The following is a 23,139-nucleotide window of genomic DNA, read 5'->3' on the forward strand; positions in this document are numbered from 1 at the left end:
TCGAATCCAGTAGGGACCACAACAGAACTTCTTTCAAGAAATTGAAAGGAGTTTTTTATTTATTATTTTTTGTAATTTTATATAAATCAATTCTTATGAAAATTACAAAACTAGTATTACCATTATTTCTTTTACTTTCATGTTTCACTTTCTCCCAACAAAAAAGAAAACAACTTTACCTCCACCTAAAATAAAGAAAGTTCCACCTTTACCAGCTCCTCCAAAAGCTAAATTATACGAGCCAACTTTTGACAACGAATACTTTATTTGGAAACTAGAAAAAGACACGTTATTACCTGCTGAATCCCCTTATGAAATAGTTTTACAAGTCAATGATTACTCAGCTTTTATGAGAATAAATAGTTACCCAGAAGAAACTGAATATAAATCAAAAGTAGTATCCATTAAAAATGGTGATATTATCTCTAGAACAATATTAATGCAGGCTAATAATTATGACGTTGAAATAAAAAATAATATTCTAGAACTGAAAAATCGGAAAACGAATGAAGTTGTAAAGTTTAAAATTATAAAAAAGAGTGGAAAAATTATACAGTTACAAGATCTTAACTCTAAATTAATCTTTACAAAAGATGATAAATACGAATATTACGCTCCGCCTTCTTTGTAACTATAAAAAACTCCGATAACAAACTTCCTTCATTTAACTTGTTCTGAATTGATTAATAGTTGATTTTTCATTTCTTCATTAATATTAAAGATTGTTTTGTAGACCAAAAGGATTATATTACGATTAAATCATTCGTATTATTTTGCTTTATTGCTACGAATATTTCTAAAATATCATTTTGAATATCAATAGAACCTTTATTAACGATTGAAATTATATCGTCTAAAGAAATACTTTTATTTATAAAACTCTCGTCATAAGAACAGCTTTTGACATGATAGATTGCAACATATTTAGATAAATCATTCATGTCACAACTTTCAGTCAAAAGATTAAACCAACTATTCATCAAAATCAATTCTTGTACAAATAAATATAATAAAAAATCCCTCAGCGCTTGAACTGAGGGATTATCTTTTTAAAATCTTAATCTTACACCATTTTCGGTTGTAAAGGCTTTTTTACGGAAAAGGAACAAAGTAAGTCCTCCAATAAAAATAGCCGAATCTGCGATATTAAATACAGGCTGAAAGAACTTATAATGTTGTCCGCCTATAATTGGAATCCAAGAAGGCCAATCGAACTCCACAATTGGGAAATAAAGCATATCTACGACACAGCCTGTAAACCAACCAGAATAACCAGCAAAGTTTGCTTGTGCAACACCTTGATATCCTACCCAATCCTGAAACACTTCATTGTAAGTAGTTCCTTTATCGAAAATAACTCCATAAAAAATTCCATCAAGTACATTCCCTATTGCACCTGCCAAAACAAGCGCAATCGGAATGATAAAGAAGTTATTATTTAGTTTTTTCGACCATGCATTAATATAGTAGATAATCATTCCGATTAAAGCTATTCGTAAAAGTGATAAAACTATTTTTCCTGTTTCTCCTCCGAAATGCATTCCATATGCCATTCCAGGATTTTCTACAAATGCTATTTTAAACCAACCCAAAACATCTACGTCTTCACCTAAAAAAAAGTGTGTTTTTACGTAAAATTTTGAAATTTGGTCAATGATTAAAACCAAAATGGTAATGAGTACTACTTTTTTCAAAATACTTGATTAACGTTGCATATTTTTAGCTTCGATGCTTAATGTTGCATGCGGAACTAATTTCAAACGATCTTTATTAATTAATTTTCCTGTTACACGGCAAATACCGTATGTTTTGTTCGAAATACGTAACAATGCATTTTTCAAATCACGGATAAATTTATCTTGTCGTGCTGCTAATTGTGCATTTTGTTCTTTCGACATGGTTTCAGAACCTTCTTCAAACGCCTTGAACGTTGGAGACGTATCGTCAGTACCATTGTTACTATCGTTCGTGTAAGCTTCTTTCAATAATTCGTAATCTTTTATCGCTTGATCTAATTTGTCTTGAATTATTGCTCTAAATTCTTCCAACTCTGCATCAGAGTACCTTACTTTTTCATCTGTTGTTGCCATACGCTTACAGTTTTGTAATCGCAATTTGCGTCATCAATCCATTAATTTCAACCTCTGCCCCATTTGCAACTAGGTCTTGTAAAACAAGATCTTCGGCTAATGTCTCAGAACAAATGTAATCTTTGTTTTGCTCGACTGCATTTACGATTGATTCATCATTTTTTAAGTTAAGTATAATTTTGTCGGTTACTTCTAGTCCGGTTTCTTTACGTAGATTCTGAATTCTATTTACCAATTCACGTGCAACACCTTCATTAATTAACTCTTCTGTCAATTGTAAATCAAGTGCTACTGTCAATGTAGAATTAGAAGCTACAGTCCATCCTGGGATGTCTTTTGTAGCGATTTCAAAATCTTCTAAATCTAAAGTTAATGTTTTGTTGTCAATTAACAAATCTATTTTACCTGATTGCTCTAATTTAACAATTTCTTCATTCGTCAATTCTGCTGTAGCAGCCGAAATAGCTTTCATTTCTTTACCATATTTTGGACCTAAAGTCTTGAAATTAGGTTTAATAGATTTTACTAAAAGATTTGATGCTTCTTCGTTTGTTAAAAGTTGAATTTCTTTAACGTTAACTTCTTGTTTCAATAATTCTGATACAGCTTCCAAATTAGCTTTCATCGTATCATTCAATACAGGAATCATTACTTTTTGTAATGGCTGACGTACTTTGTTATCACTCAATTTACGAAGTGATAAAATCATACTTGTAGCCGTTTGTGCTAAATGTGTTTGTTCTTCTAATTCTGCTTTAATTAAAGATTCCTCTACAAGTGGAAAATCTGCTAAATGCACAGATTCTGCAGGATTTTTACCTGTAGCTGCATTCAAATCTTTGTACAAACGATCCATGAAGAATGGTGCAATTGGAGAACCTAAAATTGAAACCGTTTCTAAAACTTTGTACAATGTTTGGTAAGCTGCAATTTTATCTTTCGAATAATCACCTCTCCAGAAACGTCTTCTTGATAAACGTACGTGCCAGTTTGATAAATTATCTATCACAAATTCTTGAATAGCACGAGCCGCTTTTGTTGGTTCATAATCTGTTAAAAAGGCATCAACTTTTTTCGTTAATGTATTCAATTCAGAAATAATCCATTGATCTAATTCAGCTCTTTCATTTACAGGAATTTCTTCTTCTTCAAATGTAAATCCGTCCACATTCGCGTATAATGCGAAGAATGAATAGGTATTATATAATGTTCCGAAGAATTTACGACGAACTTCGTCAACTCCAGCAATATCAAATTTTAAGTTTTCCCAAGGTTGCGCATTTGCAATCATGTACCAACGTGTTGCATCAGGACCATAAGTTGCCAATGTATCGAATGGATCGACAGCATTCCCCAAACGTTTTGACATTTTTTGACCATTTTTGTCTAATACCAATCCGTTTGACATTACATTTTTATATGCTTTCGAATCAAAAACTAATGTTCCGATTGCATGCAATGTATAGAACCAACCACGTGTTTGATCGACTCCTTCTGCAATAAAATCAGCTGGATACATTGTTCCATTATCAATCAATTCTTTATTTTCGAATGGATAGTGAACTTGCGCATAAGGCATTGCTCCAGAATCAAACCAAACGTCAATCAAATCCGCTTCGCGTTTCATTGGTTTTCCTGATTCAGAAACTAATGTAATTTCATCTACTACATTTTTGTGTAAGTCGATTAAATCATAGTTTTCTTCTGTCATATTTCCAACTTCGAAATTTTGGAAAGGATTAGAAGTCATTACGCCTGCCGCAATTGATTTTTCAATTTCAGCAACTAATTCTTCTACGGAACCAATTACTGTAACTTCATCCCCTTCTTCAGTTCTCCATATTGGCAATGGAATTCCCCAATAACGAGAACGAGATAAGTTCCAATCATTCGCATTTTCTAACCAGTTTCCGAAACGTCCTTCTCCAGTCGCTTTAGGTTTCCAATTGATTTCTTTGTTCAATTCAACCATACGATCTTTTACATCCGTCACTTTGATGAACCAAGAATCTAATGGATAATATAAAATAGGTTTGTCTGTTCTCCAACAATGTGGGTAACTGTGTTTATATTTCTCTACTTTGAAGGCCTTGTTTTGCTCTTTTAATAAAATCGCGATTTCTACATCAACCGATTTTTCAGGAGCAGTTCCATCATCGTAATATTCATTTTTTACATATTTACCTCCATAACCTTCTGGTAAATCAGCCACAAAACGACCTTGTAAATCTACTAAAGGAACAGCATTTCCATGCGTATCTAATACCAACATTGGTGGAACACCAGCTTCTTTTGCAACACGCGCATCATCCGCACCAAAAGTAGGCGCAGTATGTACGATACCTGTACCATCTTCTGTTGTTACGAAATCTCCAGGAATTACTTGGAAAGCATTCTCTGCATTTTCGTAAGGCAACGCCCAAGGTAATAGTTGCTCATAACGAGTTCCAACAAAATCAGCACCTTTGTATTCTCCTACAATTCTATAAGGAATTGTCTTATTTCCTGCCGCATAAACTTTAAAATCTTCTTCTGTTTCTGCTAAGAAATATGGTTTACCGAATTGTTTAGCAACCAATGGTTTTCCTAAAATTACGCGAATTGGCTCGAATGTATATTGATTGAATGTTTCAACTACAACATAATCGATATCTGGACCAACTGTTAACGCTGTATTTGATGGCAACGTCCAAGGTGTTGTTGTCCAAGCTAAGAAATACACATCTCCATCAAAATCATTGAATAAATCTGTAGAATCTTTGTTTACTTTAAATTGAGCAACAATCGTTGTATCTGTAACATCTTGATAAGTTCCTGGTTGATTTAACTCGTGTGAAGATAAACCTGTACCAGCTTTAGGAGAATATGGTTGAATTGTATAACCTTTGTACAACAAATCTTTGTTATAAATTTGCTTCAACAACCACCAAACAGACTCCATATATTTTGGTTTATACGTGATATATGGATCTTCCATATCCACCCAATAACCCATTTTTTCAGTCAAATCATTCCACAAATCTGTGTAACGCATTACTGTACGTTTACACGCTTCGTTATATTCTTCAATTGAAATTTTAGTTCCAATATCTTCTTTGGTAATTCCTAATTCTTTCTCAGTTCCCAATTCTACTGGTAAACCATGCGTATCCCAACCCGCTTTACGAAAAACTTGTTTTCCTTTCAAGGTTTGGTAACGACAAAATATATCTTTGATAGAACGTGCTAAAACGTGGTGAATCCCTGGCTTTCCGTTTGCAGAAGGAGGACCTTCATAGAACACAAAAGATGGATTTCCATCACGCGTAGAAATACTTTTTTCGAAAACATTATTTTGTTTCCATTCTTCTAACGTTTCTTTTGAGACTTGTACCAAGTCTAAGTGCTTATATTCTCTAAACTTTTTTGCCATCGAATTCTTTCTTATTTCTTCTAAATCAAGGAGTGCGAATATAAGAAATTTTTACATATTTTTATTGTTATAGAAACGAAAATCATATTAATAATTGCTTAAATTTATACCAATATTATAGATTTAACAATTCTTGAATAAAAATCAGATGATTTCAGATTTAATTCAGGATTAAACAAATAATTAACAACAATTTTTAAAGATATTTTTTCGATGAAAAAAGGCTTCAAATATTACTCAATTCTATTTCTAATTTTGCTTTTTGCAAGTTGTTCCAAAAACGAAGATTATACGGTTTTGATTCCTACAGATGTAGATTTTGTTGCGTTGATAAATCCAAAATCAATTGCAGAAAAAGGTAATTTTCAGAAATTAGAACAATATAAAATTTATCAATTAGCCGAAGGCGAACTTAAAAATCAAGATCCAACTTTTGATCAATTATTAAATGATATCAAAAACAATCCGACTTCAGCAGGCATAGATATTATCAGCCCTATTTACATTTTTGGACAAAAAATTAATGAAAAAAATATGGTTGCGTTGATTACAAATATGCGTGACAAAGATCAATTTGAAAAACATTTATCAACCATTTACAAAGGTTTATACAAAAAAGATATTTCGTTTGAAAAGAAAGATGGTTTTACAACAATTTCTGGATTCAATAAACCGTTTATGGCTTGGAACAAATCTCAATTTTTATTGATTGTTTCTGAATTTGGTGTTGGAGAAAAAGCGATTCAAGATTATTTCGCGAAAATTATCAACGACAAACATTCACTTGCGAAAGAAAATAACAGCTTTGGAGATTTTGTTAAAAACTCGCAGGATATCAACATTTGGTACACTGGAAATTTCTTGAAAAACTTCTCGAAACATGAAAGTTCTGAAAAGAAAAACCTTGATTTCACAAAAAGTTCTTGGGTCAATTTTATTTCATTTACTTCGGACGGAATTAGTTTTACACAGAAATTTCATCCAGATGCGATTACAAAAGTTAAATTACAAAAACATCCGATGTGGAAATCAAAAATCAATACTGATTTTTTCAAGTATTTTCCTGCGCAAAGTTACATGAACATTGGACTTGGAATTTATCCTGCCAACACGCGTTATGTGTTCGAAAATCAGAATTTCTTGACTACTTTTTTAGAACAATATGAAATTGATTTGAACAAATTAGAACAAAGTTTTGAAGGCGAAGCTTTGTTTAGTGTATATGATTTTGAGATCGGAAAAGCATTTAATCCAAATGACTTTTTTGGGAAGAAAGAAGCTTTTATCAAGCAAGTTGTTTATCCTCAATTTGTTTTGGGAGGAAAAATGAAAAACGATCTTTTCTTCAACGAATTTATTAAATCTCATCAAGAAAATATTCAGAAAATTGGACCTTATTACATGTTACCAATTTCGACAAATATGAAGATTTATATGACATACAAAAACAATTTGATGTACATCACAAATAATCAATCGATTATGAATCAATATTTGAACAAAATGGTAAGTTCTTCAAATTTTGTCACAACAGGATACGCTACAAACGCTTCAAATCCAATGTTTGGTTACGTGAATCTAAATTTTGATCAATATCCAAAAGAAGTTCAAAAATATATTTATCAACAAATTCCGTTCGGAAACACGAAAGAAATGCAAACGGTTTTATCTTATTTTGATCACATCGATTACCGCGTTTCGAATGAATACACAAAAACAGGAAAAATACATATGAAAAAGACGGATAAAAATAGTTTGGAAGTGATTTTCTTACTTTTGGACCAAGCTTATTCACTATTTTTCAATCAAGCTGCACAACAAAATGGAAATTAAAATCAGTCAACTTGTTCCGCATCCTTTGAAAGAATTTGGGTTCGAACAATCTGAAATTTGGAAAAATACATACACTTTTTCAAGCGGAAATATTTATCAAATCGTTGCACATTCTGGTGTTGGAAAATCGACGTTGATTAATATTTTGTACGGTGATAGAAAAGATTATGACGGAGAAGTTTTGTTTGATGGACAAAATATTAAGAATTATTCTTTGAATGATTGGACAAAAATTAGACGCGAAAAAATTGCGTATGTTTTTCAAGGTTTGCATTTGTTTGAAGAATTAACTTTGATGGAAAATATCCAATTAAAAAATGTATTAACACATCATCAATCCGAAAATCAAATTATTGAATGGATTGAAAAAGTTGGTTTAAAAAGTCATTTACATCAAAAAGCGATTCATCTTTCTTATGGTCAACGTCAACGAATTGCTGTGATTCGCGCACTTTGTCAACCATTTGATTTTCTACTTTTGGACGAACCTTTTAGTCATTTAGATGAAGTGAATCAACAACTTTTGACTGATTTAGTTACCAAAGAAGCTGCAAAAAATAACGCTGGAATCATCTTTACAAGCTTACACGAAATTCACGATAAACGCCTTTCAAATGTCATTCAACTCTAAAAATTTAATTGAAAAATTGGTTCGTAAAAACCTAAGTTTCTTGCGAATTACAACCTTTTGTTTTTTCTCTATTATCGGATTTTTCATCTTGATTTTGGCTGGAACAATTTATTTGGATTATGCCAAAAATTTTGGAGAAGATAGTTCAGTTTGGAAAGCAAATTATGTGGTCTTAAACAAAAAAATATCGTCTTTACAAACGTTGACTGGAGAAAAACCAAGTTTTAGTGAAAATGAAATTAACGATTTGAAATCGCAAAATTTTGTAGCAAAAGTCGGAACATTCAAAAGCAGTCAATTTCCTGTGAAATTACAAGTTGGTGGAGTTGCTGGAATTCGTGGTTTTTCGACTGATTTATTTTTTGAATCTGTTCCAGAAGACTTTATTGATGTAAAAGAATCTGATTGGAAATGGAAAGAAGGACAAGATTTTATTCCGATTATTATTCCGAAAAGTTATTTGAATTTATACAATTTTGGTTTTGCAACAAGTCAAGGTTTACCACAAGTTTCGGAAGGATTATTTACTAAAATTCCTTTTCAATTGATTTTAGGAAAAGGAGAAAATCAGAAAGTATATCAAGCAAGAATTGTCGATTTTACGACTAAAATTAATACCATTTTAGTTCCCGAAAACTTTTTGGAGTGGGCAAATCAAACGTATGCGCCTCAAAAAAATACAGAACCTTCACGAATTGTTGTTGAAACAAAATCTCGAGGAGATGAAAATGCTTCGACTTATTTTGAGCAACAAAATTATGATATCAACAAAGATGAATTGAAAAATAATGAATTGACATATTATCTAAAATTAGCTTTTTCGTTGGTTTTATTTATTGGTTTAATCATTGTTTTTGCAGCTATTTGGTTGATGATTATCAATTTTCAATTGATGATTGAAAAGAATAAACAAAAAACGAAAGATTTATTTTTGATAGGTTACAACATCAATCAATTGGCTCGTCCGTATCTTAAATTTTCGATGATTTTTATGTTAATCAGTTATATTATTTCGATTCCATTGGTTTATTGCGTCTTGAATATCATCAAAGAAAAAGTCGGAAAATTTATGGCAACAGAAACTTCTCACATTTGGGAAGTGTTCAGTTTTGGATTAATCGTCGTGATCATTTTATTCATCATTAATAAAATAATTTTGACACAATCCATCAAAAAAATTGCTTTGAAAGATTAATACTAAATTTTATAAAAACACAAAAAAGGATTCTGAAAATTTTCAGAATCCTTTTGTTTATGCTTAATATTCTCGATTAGAACGAATATCCAACTCCTACAGAAAACGAATGATTTTTTACATCTCCAACTTCTACATTGTTATTGTTTTTATTATCTCCTATTTTAGTTAATCCCATATAATATCTCGCTCCAACATTGATATTGTCTGTTACATTATATCCCAAACCGAAGTTAACACCAAAGTCAAAGTTTTTTACATCATCTTTTACATCAAACTTTTGTTCTGTTGTGTAAACGGTATTATTCGCATATGTACTTGTAGATTGTTTGTTGCTCGCATACAGATTAAATCCAAATTGAGGTCCAGCCTCTATATTAAAACGAGATGCAGCAGGATAGTATTTGAACATGATTGGAACTTGAATATAATCTAAAGTCGTTTTGTTTTTACTTTTTACAGTTGTATTTCCTACTTCCATTACTTCGTCTTTGTACTTCCCTCCCATTCTTGTAAAATTTACCTCTGGTTGAACTGCAAACTGTTCTGTAAGTGGAAAATGTCCATAAAGACCTGCGCTAAAACCTACTTTATAATCATTATCATTTACATCTTTTCCGTTAAAAGAAGACATATTTACACTTGATTTAATACCAAATTGTGACGATGTTGTTTTTTCTTGTGCGCTCAAACTTACAACTCCTAACATTGCAGCAGCAATAAAAAATATTTTTTTCATCTTTTAAATTTTATAGTTCTAATTATGATGTATGCATAATTTCAAGTCTTGTGCCAAATAATGTTAAAAAGTAGTACTACAAATATTAATTAACTCATTTTAAATATATTAATCATTTAATTTTAACATTCTTAAAAGCATATTAATAAAAAAAAGCTACATCTTTCGATATAGCTTTTATAAATTATACGTTATTTTCTATTTAGAATTTATAAGCGAAACCAACTGCTACTGCACTTGAAGCAGCATCAACATTACCTAAATATGTTTCTCTTTTAGATTCTAAACCTTTGTAAGCAGCATAGACATCAAAATTAGCACCTGAATAACCTACTTTTGGTTGGTAATATAATCCTCCTTTCCAGTCGTCACCAGTTGCAAAAGCATAACCTAAATCTGCTCCTAAGAAAAAGTTTTGAGCAACATCAAATTTAGCAGAAGCCGCTAATGGAATAAATCCATAATCCTCTCCTCCTAATAAATCTTTATAATCACTATCTGCAATAAAGTGATCATATCCTGTTGCAACCCCTAATCTTACATTAGAAGCTACTGGATGTAAGTAAGCTAAATCAACACCAAGATTGAAAGAAGAATAATCTGCCGCATCACCTACTGGAATACCAATATGAACACCTCCTTCTATACCTGTTGTTTGCGCTGAAACTCCTACCATACCTGCTACTGCGAAAGCAGCTGTTAATAATACTTTTTTCATTTTTATAATGTTTTAAAATATTTACAATTTTGTTAAACTTATTTGCATAATTTCAATTTATGTGCCAAAGTTAAAAACTAGATAATGATAAAAAATACTAAAATTAACAATAACCTAATATTCAGAACTTTATTTCACAAAAAAAGCTCCAAAATAATTTTTGGAGCTTTTCTGTGTTTATTGATTTGACTTATTGTCCGACCATTTTGTATAAAATATTCTGTTGTTGTTTCGCATAATTGGTATCAATTTCTGCAGCTACACCAATCATTTCGTCTAAATAATTAAACTGATTCATGATTTTTGCTTGATCAGCTGCGTCAACTTTTCCATCTGCCACAACTTCTTTATATAAGGTTTCGAATTTCTTCAATACAGGATTATAAGCAGATTCAAAAACTTTCAATGCTTTTTCTTTATCACCTCTTTCACCTAAAGCGGAAGCTTCGTTGTAGATTGACATCATCAAATCATTTTTAGCCGCGGCTAAATCTGAACCAATTGAATATCCTTTCCCTGAAGGCAACGACTCAAAGAAAGCTATTTTCGCATTTGCTTCTTTACGAACATGTGCAAACAATTCTTGCGCTTTTTTATCCTCTCCAGCTTTCAAATAAATTCCGGCAATTCTACTTACTCCATAACCAATGTCGTATTTCGCTAAAGCAGGAATTTCTAACATCACTTTGTCTAAAACTGCAATCGCTTCTTTTTTGCGTCCAGCATTCAATAAATCATCCGCCAAACGAACTGCAGTATTTCTATAAGAAGATGTATAGTTACGCTCTGTCAAACTAAATGACGCATCAGGATTATTGTATCCAGACCATTTGTAAGAATTGAATGTTCTTAACAACATATCATTATCAGAAGCTCCAATAATTCCTCCTTTACCAAAAGGGGTATAAATTGGAACTAATTTATAACTCATCCCTGCATTCAATAAATAATCATTCATGTAGAATGTATTTTCTGGATCAGAAATTCCTCCACCACTAAAGTAAATAGGACGATCCCAATTGTATTTCGCCATCATTGACAACAACAATAAATTGTTTTTGAACAAACTTGACGCTTTGATATTAATTGTGATTGAATCAACCATTTTATCGGCATCTTTTGCACTTACAATTCCATATTTTAGCGCGTTTGCTTTATTTACAGGAACAACAATTTTAGAAACAGGTAAATAATTTGCTCCACCAATTGGATAACCAAAATAATCTGCTAAAGCTTGTTTCTCTGGTGATTTATTATCTAAAATAAAATCCATTGCTTCTTTAGCAGTCATACTATCTGTTGTGATATATTTTTGCAATGGTTTTAAACTTTTATAAACTGACATCACTTGGTTTGGATCAATTTCAGGATCAGATAAATATTGACCAACTTGCTCGATTGGCATTTGACTTAACGTTTCTAATGTTTGATTAGACCCTGGTTTAATGAAACCATTTATTTGATCAAAAATATTTTTAATTGAACCTCCAACAACAATAATTTGATCGTTAGTTCCAGATTGATAATCTTTCGGTTTCAAATCACTTGGAAGTGGTGCTGCATTGTACGTTCTGCGTAATAATTGCTCTAAATTCCATGGAGAAGCTGCCAATGTTAAATTCGCAATTTTTACATCATCACGGAAATTTTCGGTTTCTTGTAATCCCCAAAGCGGATAAGTATCATTGTCACCATAGACAAAAAGAATGGCGTTTTTATCGAGCGGATTCAGATAATTGTACGCCAAAGAATAAGCTACAGAACGCTCTGAACGATCGTGATCGTCCCAGTTTTGAGCACCCATTAAAATTGGAATACCAGCTAAAATTACAATCGTTCCAATTGCTAAAGACGGTTTCAATTCTTTCTTCATCAATTTTTGAAGTAATAAATAAACTCCTTGCACACCCAATCCTGCCCAAATCGCAAATGCATAGAAACAGCTTACTAATGCATAATCACGTTCACGAGGCTCGAAAGGTTTTACAGATGTATAAAAGATGATTCCGACACTTGTTAAAATAAACAATGACAACAATGACCACCAGTTGACAAAGTTTCTGTTTAATTGTGTAAATAATCCGATTAAACCTAAGAATAATGGTAACATGAAATACACATTCGTTCCATCATTTCTATATTCATCTGGTAATTTTGATTGATCACCTAAACGTGGATTATCAATAAATGGAATTCCTGAAATCCAGTTACCTTTTGTAATCTCGAAATTACCTTCTAAATCATTTTGACGACCAGAGAAATTCCACATAAAGTAACGGATAAACATATAGTTGATTTGGTAATCAATAAAGTAATTAAATTGTTCACCAAATGTAGGTGGTTCGATATCTAAAATCTCACCATATTTCTTAAGTTCTGCAACTTTTAATTGTCTGTTTTGACGTTTCTCTACTAATTGCGCGTACATTTGTTGCGCTTCTTTATCCCCTGCATATTGTGCATTCAAAGAGAATTTTGGAAAAGCATAAACTGCTGCATAATTCTCCATCACACCTGGGTCTGGACTGAACATTTTAGGGAAAAACTTCACATATTTATCTTCATATGTATAATCTAAACGATCCGAAACTTTCAAATATTTTCCTGTACGTTTATCCTTAATATATTCAGAACTACGAACTGTACTTTCTGGTGCTCCGTTAGTATCACGCTTGATTCCGTCACTTGCAATATGAGCCGTAAAAACTGGTCCGTACATCACAGGCCAAGAACCATATTGTTCACGATTAAAATAATCTAAAACACCCAAAGCTGTATCAGGATCATTCAAATTCATGTGAGGATTTGCGTTTGCACGAATCGGAATAACTAACCAACATGAGAAACCAATCAACATAAAAATCACACACCACGAAATTGTATTCAATAATGCTGAACCATATTTCTGAGTTAATTTAATCGCAAAATAGAAAACTGCAATTAAAATAATAGTGGCGATAATTGTTCCTGAATTAAAAGGCATTCCCAAATTATTTACTACATAAATCTCTGTTCTTCCAAAGAATGTCATCACAACTGGGAAAATTATTTTGAATACAAAAGCTAAGATAATCAACGTAATTACATTTGTGATTAAGAAACTTTTGATTGTAAATCTATATTTTCGAGCATAATATACAAAACAAACTGCTGGAATTGCTAGCATTGCCATTAAGTGAACACCAATCGATAAACCAATTACCAACGAAATAATTACTAACCATTTGTTTCCTCTAGGTGTATCTGCTACTTGATCCCATCTTGTAATCAGCCAAAATAATAGCGCAGTAAAGAAAGATGCCATTGCATAAACTTCTCCTTCTACCGCAGAAAACCAGAATGTGTCGCTAAACATAAAAATTGCAGCTCCAACTAATCCACTTCCTAATGTTATAATTTTTTGAGAAGCATTTAGTTCAATCGCATCAACATTCATTGGTTCTTGCGTTTTTGCAAACATTTTTCGAGCAAAATATGTAATTGTCCAAAACAAAAACATAATTGTTCCTGCACTATACAAGGCAGATGTACTGTTGATTAATATGGCGTATTTGCTTCCGTCACCAAAAGCTAAACCAGACCAAACTGCTCCCATTATTTGGAACAAAGCTGCCCCTGGTGCATGCGTAATTCCCAATTTTGCTGATGATACAATGTACTCACCACAATCCCACAAACTCAGGTAACGCTCCATCGACGCCAAATACAATATTGTCGCTATCAAGAACATCGCAACACCCAAGATGTTGTTCCACTTTTTGAAATTTATATCCATTTTGTTTTAATAAACTATCTTGCGAAAATAAGATAAAAAATTGATATAGCTTAGGATTGAAATGATTAAATTCTGATTAGAATCTCATCTAAACAATATAGATTTATCGAATATTTTAAAATTAATTTTAAAGTTTCTAATCGATTCATTTACATATTAACAAAACATCAAATCCTACAAAATAAAGATACATTTTATCAAATAGTTTTGATTCTAAACTTTTTTCATCTAAATTTGCAATGCAAAAAGCAATGCCTTTAACAGACAAAATTCTACAAACGGGCTTCACTTTTGACGATGTGTTATTAGTGCCAGCCTACTCAGAGATATTACCGAACCAAGTATCTCTACAAACAAGATTCACAGACAATATCACACTTAACATTCCGATAGTTTCTGCTGCGATGGATACTGTATCCGAAGCAAGATTAGCAATTGCATTAGCGCGTGAAGGAGGTTTATCTTTCGTGCATAAAAATATGTCTATCGAAGAACAATCGAACGAAATTGATATGGTAAAACGTTCAGAAAACGGTATGATTTCTGACCCAATCACATTATCGCGTCACCACACATTACAAGATGCTGTTCATTTAATGGAGAAATATAAAATCTCTGGATTACCAGTTGTGGAAGATGATAGAACATTGGTTGGTATTATAACAAACCGTGATATTCGTTACCAAGAAAACTTTGATCAATTGGTCGAAGATGTCATGACAAAAGAAAATATCGTTACATCTGATATTGATACTGATCTTAAAAAAGCGAAAGAAATTCTTTCTCGTTACCGCATCGAAAAATTACCAATCGTTGACGAAAACAATAAATTAATCGGGTTAATTACGATTAAAGACATTGACAATTTAACAGAATTTCCAAATGCATGTAAAGACTCTAAAGGTCGTTTACGTGTTGGAGCTGGAGTTGGTGTTGGAAATGATACGTTAGAGCGTGTTCAAGCCTTGGTTAATAAAGGTGTTGATATCGTTGCTTTAGATTCTGCACATGGACATTCTGCAGGTGTAATTAGTAAAGTCGCTGAAGTAAGAAATGCTTTTCCTGGATTAGATATCGTAGGTGGAAACATTGTAACTGCCGAAGCTGCAAAAGCATTAATAGATGCTGGTGCAAATGCTTTAAAAGTTGGTGTTGGACCTGGTTCTATTTGTACAACTCGTGTTGTAGCTGGTGTTGGAGTACCTCAACTTTCTGCTATTCATGATGTACATTCTTATGCAAAAACAAGAAATGTATCAATTATTGGAGATGGTGGAATCAAATTATCAGGTGATATTGTAAAAGCAGTTGCTGCTGGTGCAAACGTGGTGATGTTAGGAAGTCTATTCGCAGGAACGGATGAAGCACCAGGAGAAGAAATTATTTTCCAAGGACGTAAATTCAAAGCCTACCAAGGAATGGGTTCTTTAGCTGCAATGAAACGTGGTTCTAAAGATCGTTATTTCCAAGCCGATGCGAAGAAATTAGTTCCAGAAGGTATTGAAGGTCGTGTTCCTCACAAAGGTTCTATTGCAGAAGTTGTTTACCAACTATGTGGTGGTTTGCGAGCTGGAATGGGATACTGTGGAACTCCAACTATTCAAGATTTAATTGAAAACGGAAAATTTGTTCGTATCACAGGTGCAGGTTTAAATGAATCTCATCCGCATGATGTTGTGATTACAAAAGAAGCTCCTAATTATTCGAATTAAGAATTATCAATATATTAAACAAAATAGCAAGCTAATTGGCTTGCTATTTTGTTTTTAAAACGATATATCCTGTTTTAAGTGTCTCTTTATCATCTTTTATTATAAACCAATAAGTCCCTGTTGGCAATACAAAATTATTATGTTTACCGTTCCAAGGCAAAATATCATTTACGATTCCATTCGCAACTATTTTACCATATCTATCAAAAATCTGAATTTTAGCATTTTTATAAAAATCTTTATTTCTCAAACTCCAAGTGTCATTAATTCCATCACCATTTGGTGATAAAAAATTGAAGCCGTTTGCAATATCAAAAGGTATAGGTCCAAAAACACAACCTAATTTAGTTTTATACCAAATACTAATTAAATCTGCTGTTTGATTGAAAAATGTACCACTATTCTGAAAAGTAATGCCATCTAAAGAATAACTATCAATATTAGCATTTGGAAAAGGAATTATCGTAATACTATTAGAAGTTGCAGTTACTTTTTCTATACGCGATCTTTCTTTCTCCGGAATCACATTAATTTTGAGACTTGATTTACAACCCAAATCATTATCAAAATAGACAATCCACTCTCCCAAGGCATCAACTTTCACTTCTTTTTTAGTTGATTTTAAATCTCCATTAAAATACCATTCGTAATTAGATTGATTATCTGGACCATTAACCACAAAAGGAGTTCCACAAAACTCAAATTCAGTTTTATCCATTTGAGTGGAATAATCTTTTAATTTTAGCTCTATTACAGAATACGATACACATTGCTTTGAAAAATCTTTAAACGATATTTTCAAATAAACTTTATGCTCCTCTGTTGGATGAATCAGATAATTTCTCCAATCAGATTCTTGGATTAGATTCTTATCCAAAGTCATATCCAGTTGAGTTTTATAAAGACTAAATACTAAAATTCGTTCATCTGTAGGTACATTTATAAATGCTTCAATTAAAGAAATTTTGGTTAAATCATACTTTTCATAATTTGCTTCTATACAACCAAAAATAGATTCGCCGTTTAATCCAGGTGGGGTTCTATTCCTATTGTAAATGACTTGAACTGGAAAAGTTTCTATCGGATTATGTAACGTATTCTCTATAAATTTAAAATAAAATATCTTCCTTTCTTTATCTCCATCATCTATTGTAAAAATCCTTTTCACTCTAGGATATTCTATTGTAAAATTAGAATTTTTATAAACACGCCCGTTGTGTGTATATTTTATAGGATCTAAAGTTGGGTTTTGTCTATAAAATTCCGCTTGAATTTCATCTAGATCTGTAGGTGTTTCTATGATTAAATCATTATTAAAATTATAACCTAAACATTTATTAATTTCTACCTTTCTTATAGTCGATTGACCTAAAACAGTACATAGTATATTAAAACAACTTATAAAAAAAACAAACCTTATACCTTTCATAAACATTATCTTCTAGTGAAATTACGATTTTTTTTTCATAAAAAAACAGCTACTTCAGTAGAAGTAGCTGTAAAGTATTAAGAAAAATGTGATACTATTATTTAGCAAAAAATAATTTAGAATCAATTTCATCACCATTGCTTAATTTAGATGAAGCATCTTTATAATTCGCTCCATTTAACGATGGTTGTGTAATTGGATAACGTACACGTGCTGGCAAGTCTTTAGCAACAACATTACCTGACATTAATGGAGTAAATGTATAAGTAGCTCCATTATTATCTTTTGCTGTTTGACCTGGTAATAATAAAATTCCTCCATTTGGATAACCTGTTCTACGGTATTCATTCCAAGCTTCAGCTCCTTGCATGTATAATGCAATATATTTCTGCGTAATAACGTTTTCTTGATTTGCAGCTGGTAATGCATTTACATAAGCTGTAGCTTTAGTTGCATCAACACCCCATTTATCCATAGAGGCTTGTACACCTGCTTTATAATGAGTTGCATCCCATCCATTAATTTCTGATAAGATAAACTCTACTTCAGCATATTCCATTAATACTTCAGCAAAAGTAGGCGTCATTACATACTTAGAAGTAAATGAAAGTTTAGCTGTTTCATTATTTAGTGATAACATTGTATCTGGAAGACCATAAGGCATACCTTGATATTTTGTTAGATCATCAGTATCAGAATATGATGCTGGATATACTTGAGACTTTTTAAGACCAATAGGTGCTGCATAAACTTGTAAACGAGGATCCACTCCAAAGTTTTTTGTTGATTGACCTTTTAACAAGTTAATAAACTGTTTATTCGTCGCAAAATCTGTACGCATACTTCCTGTAAAGAAAGTTGCCCAAAATGGAGATCCTTCTGCAGCAGAACTACCAAAGTTTTGAGCTGCATTATCATCATTCGATGTAAATACTCCTTTTGCAATTGCATCTGTGATATGAGCGTTTGCTGAAGGCAATTTAGCTTTTACACGGTTAGCAATTCTTAAACGCAAAGAGTTTGCAAATTTTTTCCATTTAGCAACATCTCCTCCATAGATATTATCCCCACTAGAAAAACCAGACGCATTCACATCCAATTGCTCTGATGCCTCTTTTAATTCTTTTAACAAATCTTCATAAATAACTTGTTGAGAAACATATTTAGGTGCAGCGTAATCATCAATTTGTAAAGCTTGGAAATCTGCATTTTTATTCCCGTGAGACCAATATGGTACATCACCAAAACTTGACACTAATTGATCAAATGTATATGCTAACATTATTCTTGAGATAGCAATTTGATTATCTAAATCACCATACTGTCCCATTTGAGCTGCAGTCTCTGGATTTGTACATTTATCAATAATATCTTTAAAGTTAGATGCTGATCTATATAAAGCATTCCAACCTCCTGAAGTTTGAGTATCACGATATTGATACTTATCTTCTTCAGTATAGTTAATTTGTGCTGTATACTGCATCCAAGGCATTGACATACGTGCAGACCACCAACCATCTCTTGCTGTTGACATTAAATATCTTGTAGCTCCATTAAAAATAGTATATGTAGGTACAATTTCAGGGCTATTCGGATTTTCATTAAGCTCTGCTAATCCATTATCACAAGAAGTGAACATTGCAGTAGAACCTAATAAAGTAGCCATTAATAAATATTTTCCGATATTCTTTTTCATAACTCTTTTTCTAAATTAAAATTGTAATTTAAGATTCATACCAAAAGATCTTGTTGAAGGTAAAGACCCTCCTTCTAATCCTTGTACATTTCCTGAACCTCCTGTAGCAACTTCTGGATCAAAATTCTTATTATCTAACCCCCATGTAGCTAGATTTCTTCCAAATGCAGATACAACTACATTAGAAAATGGTCCAGCCCATTTTTTAGGGAAAGTATATGATAAAGTAACCTCTCTTAATTTGATGTAATCAGAATCAAATACGTTTTGAGATGTTGGTCCTGAATAATAATTTCCAAAATATGAAGATGCATCAACAACTTTTGTATTTTCTGCTGTATTTGTTACTGTATAAGTTCCATCTCCATTTGATTTTACTGAACCAGTAACACCCTGAGAAATTACACCGTTTTCACGCACTCCATTTGCTGCTGTTTCTTCTAACATACCTGAGTACATACCCCACATATTTGTTAAAGCAAAGTATTTACCTCCTTTTTGCACATCTACTAACGCAGATAAAGAAACACCTTTGTAAGTAAATGTGTTACGGAATCCCATGTTATAGTCAGGTAAAACAGAACCTAAATTCTTAACGCCAGAAGATAAATACAATCCGTTAGCCCCAACTACTTTATTACCTTGATCATCATAAATAAAGTCAGTTCCACGGATTTGACCATATTTAGAACCTAACATTGCATAAACCCCAGCTTTAAATGGTGCTTGAGCTAATGTAATAGATTGTAAGTCTCCGTATAATTCTACAATTTTGTTATCATTTTTTGCAAAGTTCCATGCAAAATCCCAAGAAAATTCTTCAGTTTGGATTGGTGTAATCTTCACCATTGCTTCAATACCTTTATTTTCCATTACCCCAGCATTATACCATTTAGCAGTAAACCCAGTTTCAGCAGGAGTTGTATTTTGTACAATTAAGTCGTTTGTTTTTTGTTGATAATAAGTAACATCAAATCCGAAACGATTTTTAAAGAATTGCATTTCTAAACCAACCTCCCAAGAATCTACCATCTCAGGTTTCAAATTTTTATTTGCTTTAGCTAATGGTAATAAATAATAAGGATCTCCTAAATTTGTAGTTCCTGTAAACGTAGAATTAGCATATGTATCAATTAAATTGAAAGGATCTGTATCATTTGCTACACGAGACCAACCTCCACGAATTTTACCAAATGTTAACCAATCTTGTTTAATCAAGTTTGAGAAAACAAACGCTCCAGATACTGAAGGATAAAAATACGAGTTATTTGCTTCTGGTAAAGTAGATGACCAGTCATTACGAGCTGTTACATCTAAATAGAATACATCATAGAATCCAAAAGAAGCACCTGCAAATACAGAATTTACTCTTTTCTTAGATCTATAATTAGATACAGTTGGTGATGCCATTGAGTTAGACAACGAATATAAATTTGGAACAACTAATCCTCCTGAAGTAGCTGCATTTACATTAGATCTTGTCTCATGACGTCTATTAACCCCTGCGAAAGCATTCACACTAAAATCAGTCCATTTCTTTTCATAGTTTAAACGCCCTTCGTAGTTCATCTCTGTAAATTGACGAGTATATAAACTATATCCTGATGTCGCTTGAGATCCTACTGCAACTCTTTCTTGAATTTGTAAGTTATAATGATCTCCATAAACAGCTCCAGTTGCATACAACCCTGGTAAGATGTCATATCTTAATTTTACGTTTCCATAAAAACGATCACGTCTATCGTCAGAAGTATTCTCATTAATAATCCAATATGGGTTATCAGAATATAATGGTGTGGCATTATTCCAAGCAGTTCTGTTCCAAGATAATTGTTCTCCTTTACTGTTTTTATAATTTTTTAAAGCAGCAAAATCTAACGAACGTTGTCCCCATTGATAGAACTTCTGAATAACTGAATTATCTCCATATCCAAACTCAGGACGATTAAATCCATCTGTTCTCACATAATTCATATCTCCAGAAACCTGAAATTTATCTCCAAATTTGTTATCAATCCCTAAATTAAGAGTTGTTCTTTTTAATGATGAATTAGGAATAATACCTGATTGATTAATGTTAGATATTGCTAATTTTGCATTCGTATTTTCATAAGATTTTGAAAAACTAGCAGAATTAGTATAAGTAATACCTGTATTATAGAATGAATCTACGTCATGAGCTGGAGCTTTCCATTCCCTTGCAACCATATAGTTTGTTGGATCTTCAGGATTAAATGCATTCCAATGAAGAACCATTTGACCATTATATTTTGGCCCCCAAGATTCATCCATTTGATACTCTACAATATTATATTGTTTTCCATCTACTGTAATTTTACTAAACGTATCCTTAGATCCACCTCCATAAGATTTTTGAAGCTTAGGACTAATTGCTACTTGATCAAATGAAACCCCCGTGTTAATAGTTATTTCATCACGACCTTTTTTACCTTTTTTAGTCGTAATCATAATTACACCATTAGCACCACGAGACCCATATAAAGCAGATGCTGGACCACCTTTCAATACGTTGATTGATTCAACATCATCAGGGTTCATATCAAAAGCCCCATCTCCATAATCGCGACCTCCACTACCACTTGAAGCACCAGAACCATTAACGTTGTTGTTACTCATTGGTATACCATCGATAACTATCAATGGTCTATTTTCTCCAGTAATAGAACGTAACCCTCTAAGAACAATACGAGTAGACCCTCCTAAGTTACCAGAGTTGTTAGAGATTGACAAACCTGCAACATTTCCTGATAAGGAATTTAAAGGGTTGCTCCCTCTTGCAGCAGAAATCACATCTCCTTTAACTTCTTGCGAAGCATATCCTAATGATTTTTTTTCACGTGTAATACCTAATGCGGTTACTACAGCCCCTTCTAACTCTACTGTATCAGAAGCTTTAAGAGTTACTTTATATTCTGAACCAGCACCAACTGAAAAAGTTTGAGTTGGTAATCCCATTGCTTCTACTGTTACTAAATCTCCTTGTTTAGCTTCAATACTAAACACCCCATTTTCGTCAGTGTAAGCTTCTTTTCCTGATGTTGTTTTTACAACAGCATCAGCTACTGGAAGTCCATCAGAGTCTGTTACAGTTCCTGTAACAGTCTTTTCTTGCGCATATAATGAAGTTCCTAAAAGAATACCTCCTAATACAAACAAGTTTTTTAAATTTCTCCTCATCTGTTAAAACATTTTTAAAACTTTCATAAACTTAAGATTTCTATAACATTTACAAAACTTTTTTATGCTAAATTTTGATAACTTTGTTAAAAATATAAAAAATTGTACAAAGTTTTATCAAATCACGAATATGAAATAGGTTGCGATGAAGCAGGAAGAGGATGTTTAAGTGGTCCGGTTGTAGCAGCAGCCGTTATTTTGGGAAATGATTTTGAAAATGAAATTATTAATGATTCAAAACAATTATCTGAAAAGAAAAGAAATTCGTTGAGAACATTTATAGAAGAAAATGCTAAATATTGGGCAATTGGAATTGTTTGGCCAAATGAAATTGACGAAATAAATATCTTAAACGCTAGTTTTTTGGCTATGCATCGAGCAATAGATCAATTAGATTGTCCGAAAGATTTGATTGTTGTTGATGGAAATCGTTTTAATAAATATCATGATGTCTCACACGAGTGTATTATAAAAGGTGATTCAAAATATATGAATATTGCGGCAGCATCTATTTTAGCAAAAACGTATCGTGATGAATATATGGAAAAAATCCACGAAGAATTTCCAATGTACGATTGGAAAAAAAATAAAGGTTATCCAACAAAAGCTCATCGCTTAGCAATAAAAGAATATGGAGCTACTCCTTATCATAGAATGACATTTAAATTATTACCAGATCAATTAAGCTTAGATTTATAGAAAATAAAAATG

At 32.2% G+C, this 23,139-nt stretch carries 16 protein-coding genes; 6 read left to right on the top strand and 10 right to left on the bottom strand.

Translation table 11 applies throughout. The features are described from left to right. The first annotated feature begins 139 nt into the window (after positions 1-139). The gene (locus B3578_RS04075) at positions 140-631 is read left to right on the top strand and encodes a hypothetical protein (RefSeq protein ID WP_286494701.1); all 492 of its coding nucleotides are present in this window, start codon (positions 140-142) and stop codon (positions 629-631) included. A gap of 112 nt (positions 632-743) precedes the next feature. On the opposite strand, the gene B3578_RS04080 is transcribed toward B3578_RS04075, so the two are convergent. The 4 genes from B3578_RS04080 to ileS all read right to left on the bottom strand — a co-directional run bounded on the left by B3578_RS04080 (position 744) and on the right by ileS (position 5,502). Further along, the gene (locus B3578_RS04080; RefSeq protein ID WP_219033648.1) at positions 744-980 is read right to left on the bottom strand and encodes a hypothetical protein; all 237 of its coding nucleotides are present in this window, start codon (positions 978-980) and stop codon (positions 744-746) included. 69 nt (positions 981-1,049) lie between these two features. Further along, positions 1,050-1,694, bottom strand: coding sequence for a lipoprotein signal peptidase (locus B3578_RS04085; RefSeq protein WP_125348672.1), 645 nt, complete (start codon positions 1,692-1,694; stop codon positions 1,050-1,052). Positions 1,695-1,703: 9 nt separating this feature from the next. Then, on the bottom strand, positions 1,704-2,090 hold the full coding sequence (locus tag B3578_RS04090) for a TraR/DksA family transcriptional regulator (protein WP_038331914.1): 387 nt from the start codon (positions 2,088-2,090) through the stop codon (positions 1,704-1,706). A gap of 4 nt (positions 2,091-2,094) precedes the next feature. After that, positions 2,095-5,502 carry an isoleucine--tRNA ligase gene (gene ileS, locus B3578_RS04095; RefSeq protein ID WP_291047099.1) on the bottom strand — a complete coding sequence of 1,136 codons (3,408 nt, stop codon included), beginning with the start codon at positions 5,500-5,502 and terminating at the stop codon, positions 2,095-2,097. A 213-nt stretch (positions 5,503-5,715) separates the two neighbouring features. On the opposite strand from ileS, the gene B3578_RS04100 reads away from it, so the two are divergent. Genes B3578_RS04100 through B3578_RS04110 form a run of 3 tightly spaced genes read left to right on the top strand, consistent with a single transcriptional unit; the run spans position 5,716 to position 9,161 of the window. Beyond that, a complete protein-coding gene (locus B3578_RS04100) occupies positions 5,716-7,335 on the top strand; it encodes a DUF4836 family protein (RefSeq protein WP_291047100.1) in 1,620 nt (539 codons plus the stop codon). Further along, a complete protein-coding gene (locus B3578_RS04105) occupies positions 7,325-7,966 on the top strand; it encodes an ATP-binding cassette domain-containing protein (protein ID WP_291047101.1) in 642 nt (213 codons plus the stop codon). The genes B3578_RS04100 and B3578_RS04105 overlap by 11 nt, the downstream gene beginning before the upstream one ends. Next, a complete protein-coding gene (locus tag B3578_RS04110) occupies positions 7,950-9,161 on the top strand; it encodes an FtsX-like permease family protein (RefSeq protein WP_291047102.1) in 1,212 nt (403 codons plus the stop codon). Before B3578_RS04105 ends, B3578_RS04110 begins: the two co-directional genes overlap by 17 nt. A 76-nt stretch (positions 9,162-9,237) precedes the next feature. On the opposite strand, the gene B3578_RS04115 is transcribed toward B3578_RS04110, so the two are convergent. The 3 genes from B3578_RS04115 to B3578_RS04125 all read right to left on the bottom strand — a co-directional run bounded on the left by B3578_RS04115 (position 9,238) and on the right by B3578_RS04125 (position 14,393). Beyond that, on the bottom strand, positions 9,238-9,900 hold the full coding sequence (locus tag B3578_RS04115) for a porin family protein (RefSeq protein WP_291047103.1): 663 nt from the start codon (positions 9,898-9,900) through the stop codon (positions 9,238-9,240). Positions 9,901-10,102: 202 nt separating this feature from the next. Continuing rightward, a complete protein-coding gene (locus tag B3578_RS04120) occupies positions 10,103-10,618 on the bottom strand; it encodes a hypothetical protein (protein ID WP_291047104.1) in 516 nt (171 codons plus the stop codon). A 190-nt stretch (positions 10,619-10,808) separates the two neighbouring features. Further along, complete coding sequence (locus B3578_RS04125; RefSeq protein ID WP_291047105.1) at positions 10,809-14,393, bottom strand: DUF2723 domain-containing protein; 3,585 nt, start codon at positions 14,391-14,393, stop codon at positions 10,809-10,811. Between the two features lie 251 nt (positions 14,394-14,644). Between B3578_RS04125 and guaB the strand changes: the two genes are divergently transcribed. Beyond that, complete coding sequence (gene guaB / locus B3578_RS04130) at positions 14,645-16,105, top strand: IMP dehydrogenase (protein WP_291047161.1); 1,461 nt, start codon at positions 14,645-14,647, stop codon at positions 16,103-16,105. A gap of 43 nt (positions 16,106-16,148) precedes the next feature. On the opposite strand, the gene B3578_RS04135 is transcribed toward guaB, so the two are convergent. From B3578_RS04135 to B3578_RS04145, 3 genes are all read right to left on the bottom strand, one after another. After that, complete coding sequence (locus tag B3578_RS04135; RefSeq protein WP_291047106.1) at positions 16,149-17,534, bottom strand: T9SS type B sorting domain-containing protein; 1,386 nt, start codon at positions 17,532-17,534, stop codon at positions 16,149-16,151. A gap of 97 nt (positions 17,535-17,631) precedes the next feature. Continuing rightward, positions 17,632-19,230 carry a SusD/RagB family nutrient-binding outer membrane lipoprotein gene (locus B3578_RS04140; RefSeq protein ID WP_286494709.1) on the bottom strand — a complete coding sequence of 533 codons (1,599 nt, stop codon included), beginning with the start codon at positions 19,228-19,230 and terminating at the stop codon, positions 17,632-17,634. Positions 19,231-19,245: 15 nt separating this feature from the next. Further along, positions 19,246-22,428: a SusC/RagA family TonB-linked outer membrane protein gene (locus B3578_RS04145; RefSeq protein ID WP_286494710.1), complete on the bottom strand. Its 3,183-nt coding sequence runs from the start codon at positions 22,426-22,428 to the stop codon at positions 19,246-19,248. A gap of 102 nt (positions 22,429-22,530) precedes the next feature. On the opposite strand from B3578_RS04145, the gene B3578_RS04150 reads away from it, so the two are divergent. Then, a complete protein-coding gene (locus B3578_RS04150) occupies positions 22,531-23,127 on the top strand; it encodes a ribonuclease HII (protein ID WP_286494711.1) in 597 nt (198 codons plus the stop codon). Positions 23,128-23,139 lie beyond the last annotated feature (12 nt).

The organism is Empedobacter sp. UBA1574, from assembly GCF_002322895.1.
GTDB lineage: Bacteria > Bacteroidota > Bacteroidia > Flavobacteriales > Weeksellaceae > Empedobacter > Empedobacter falsenii_B.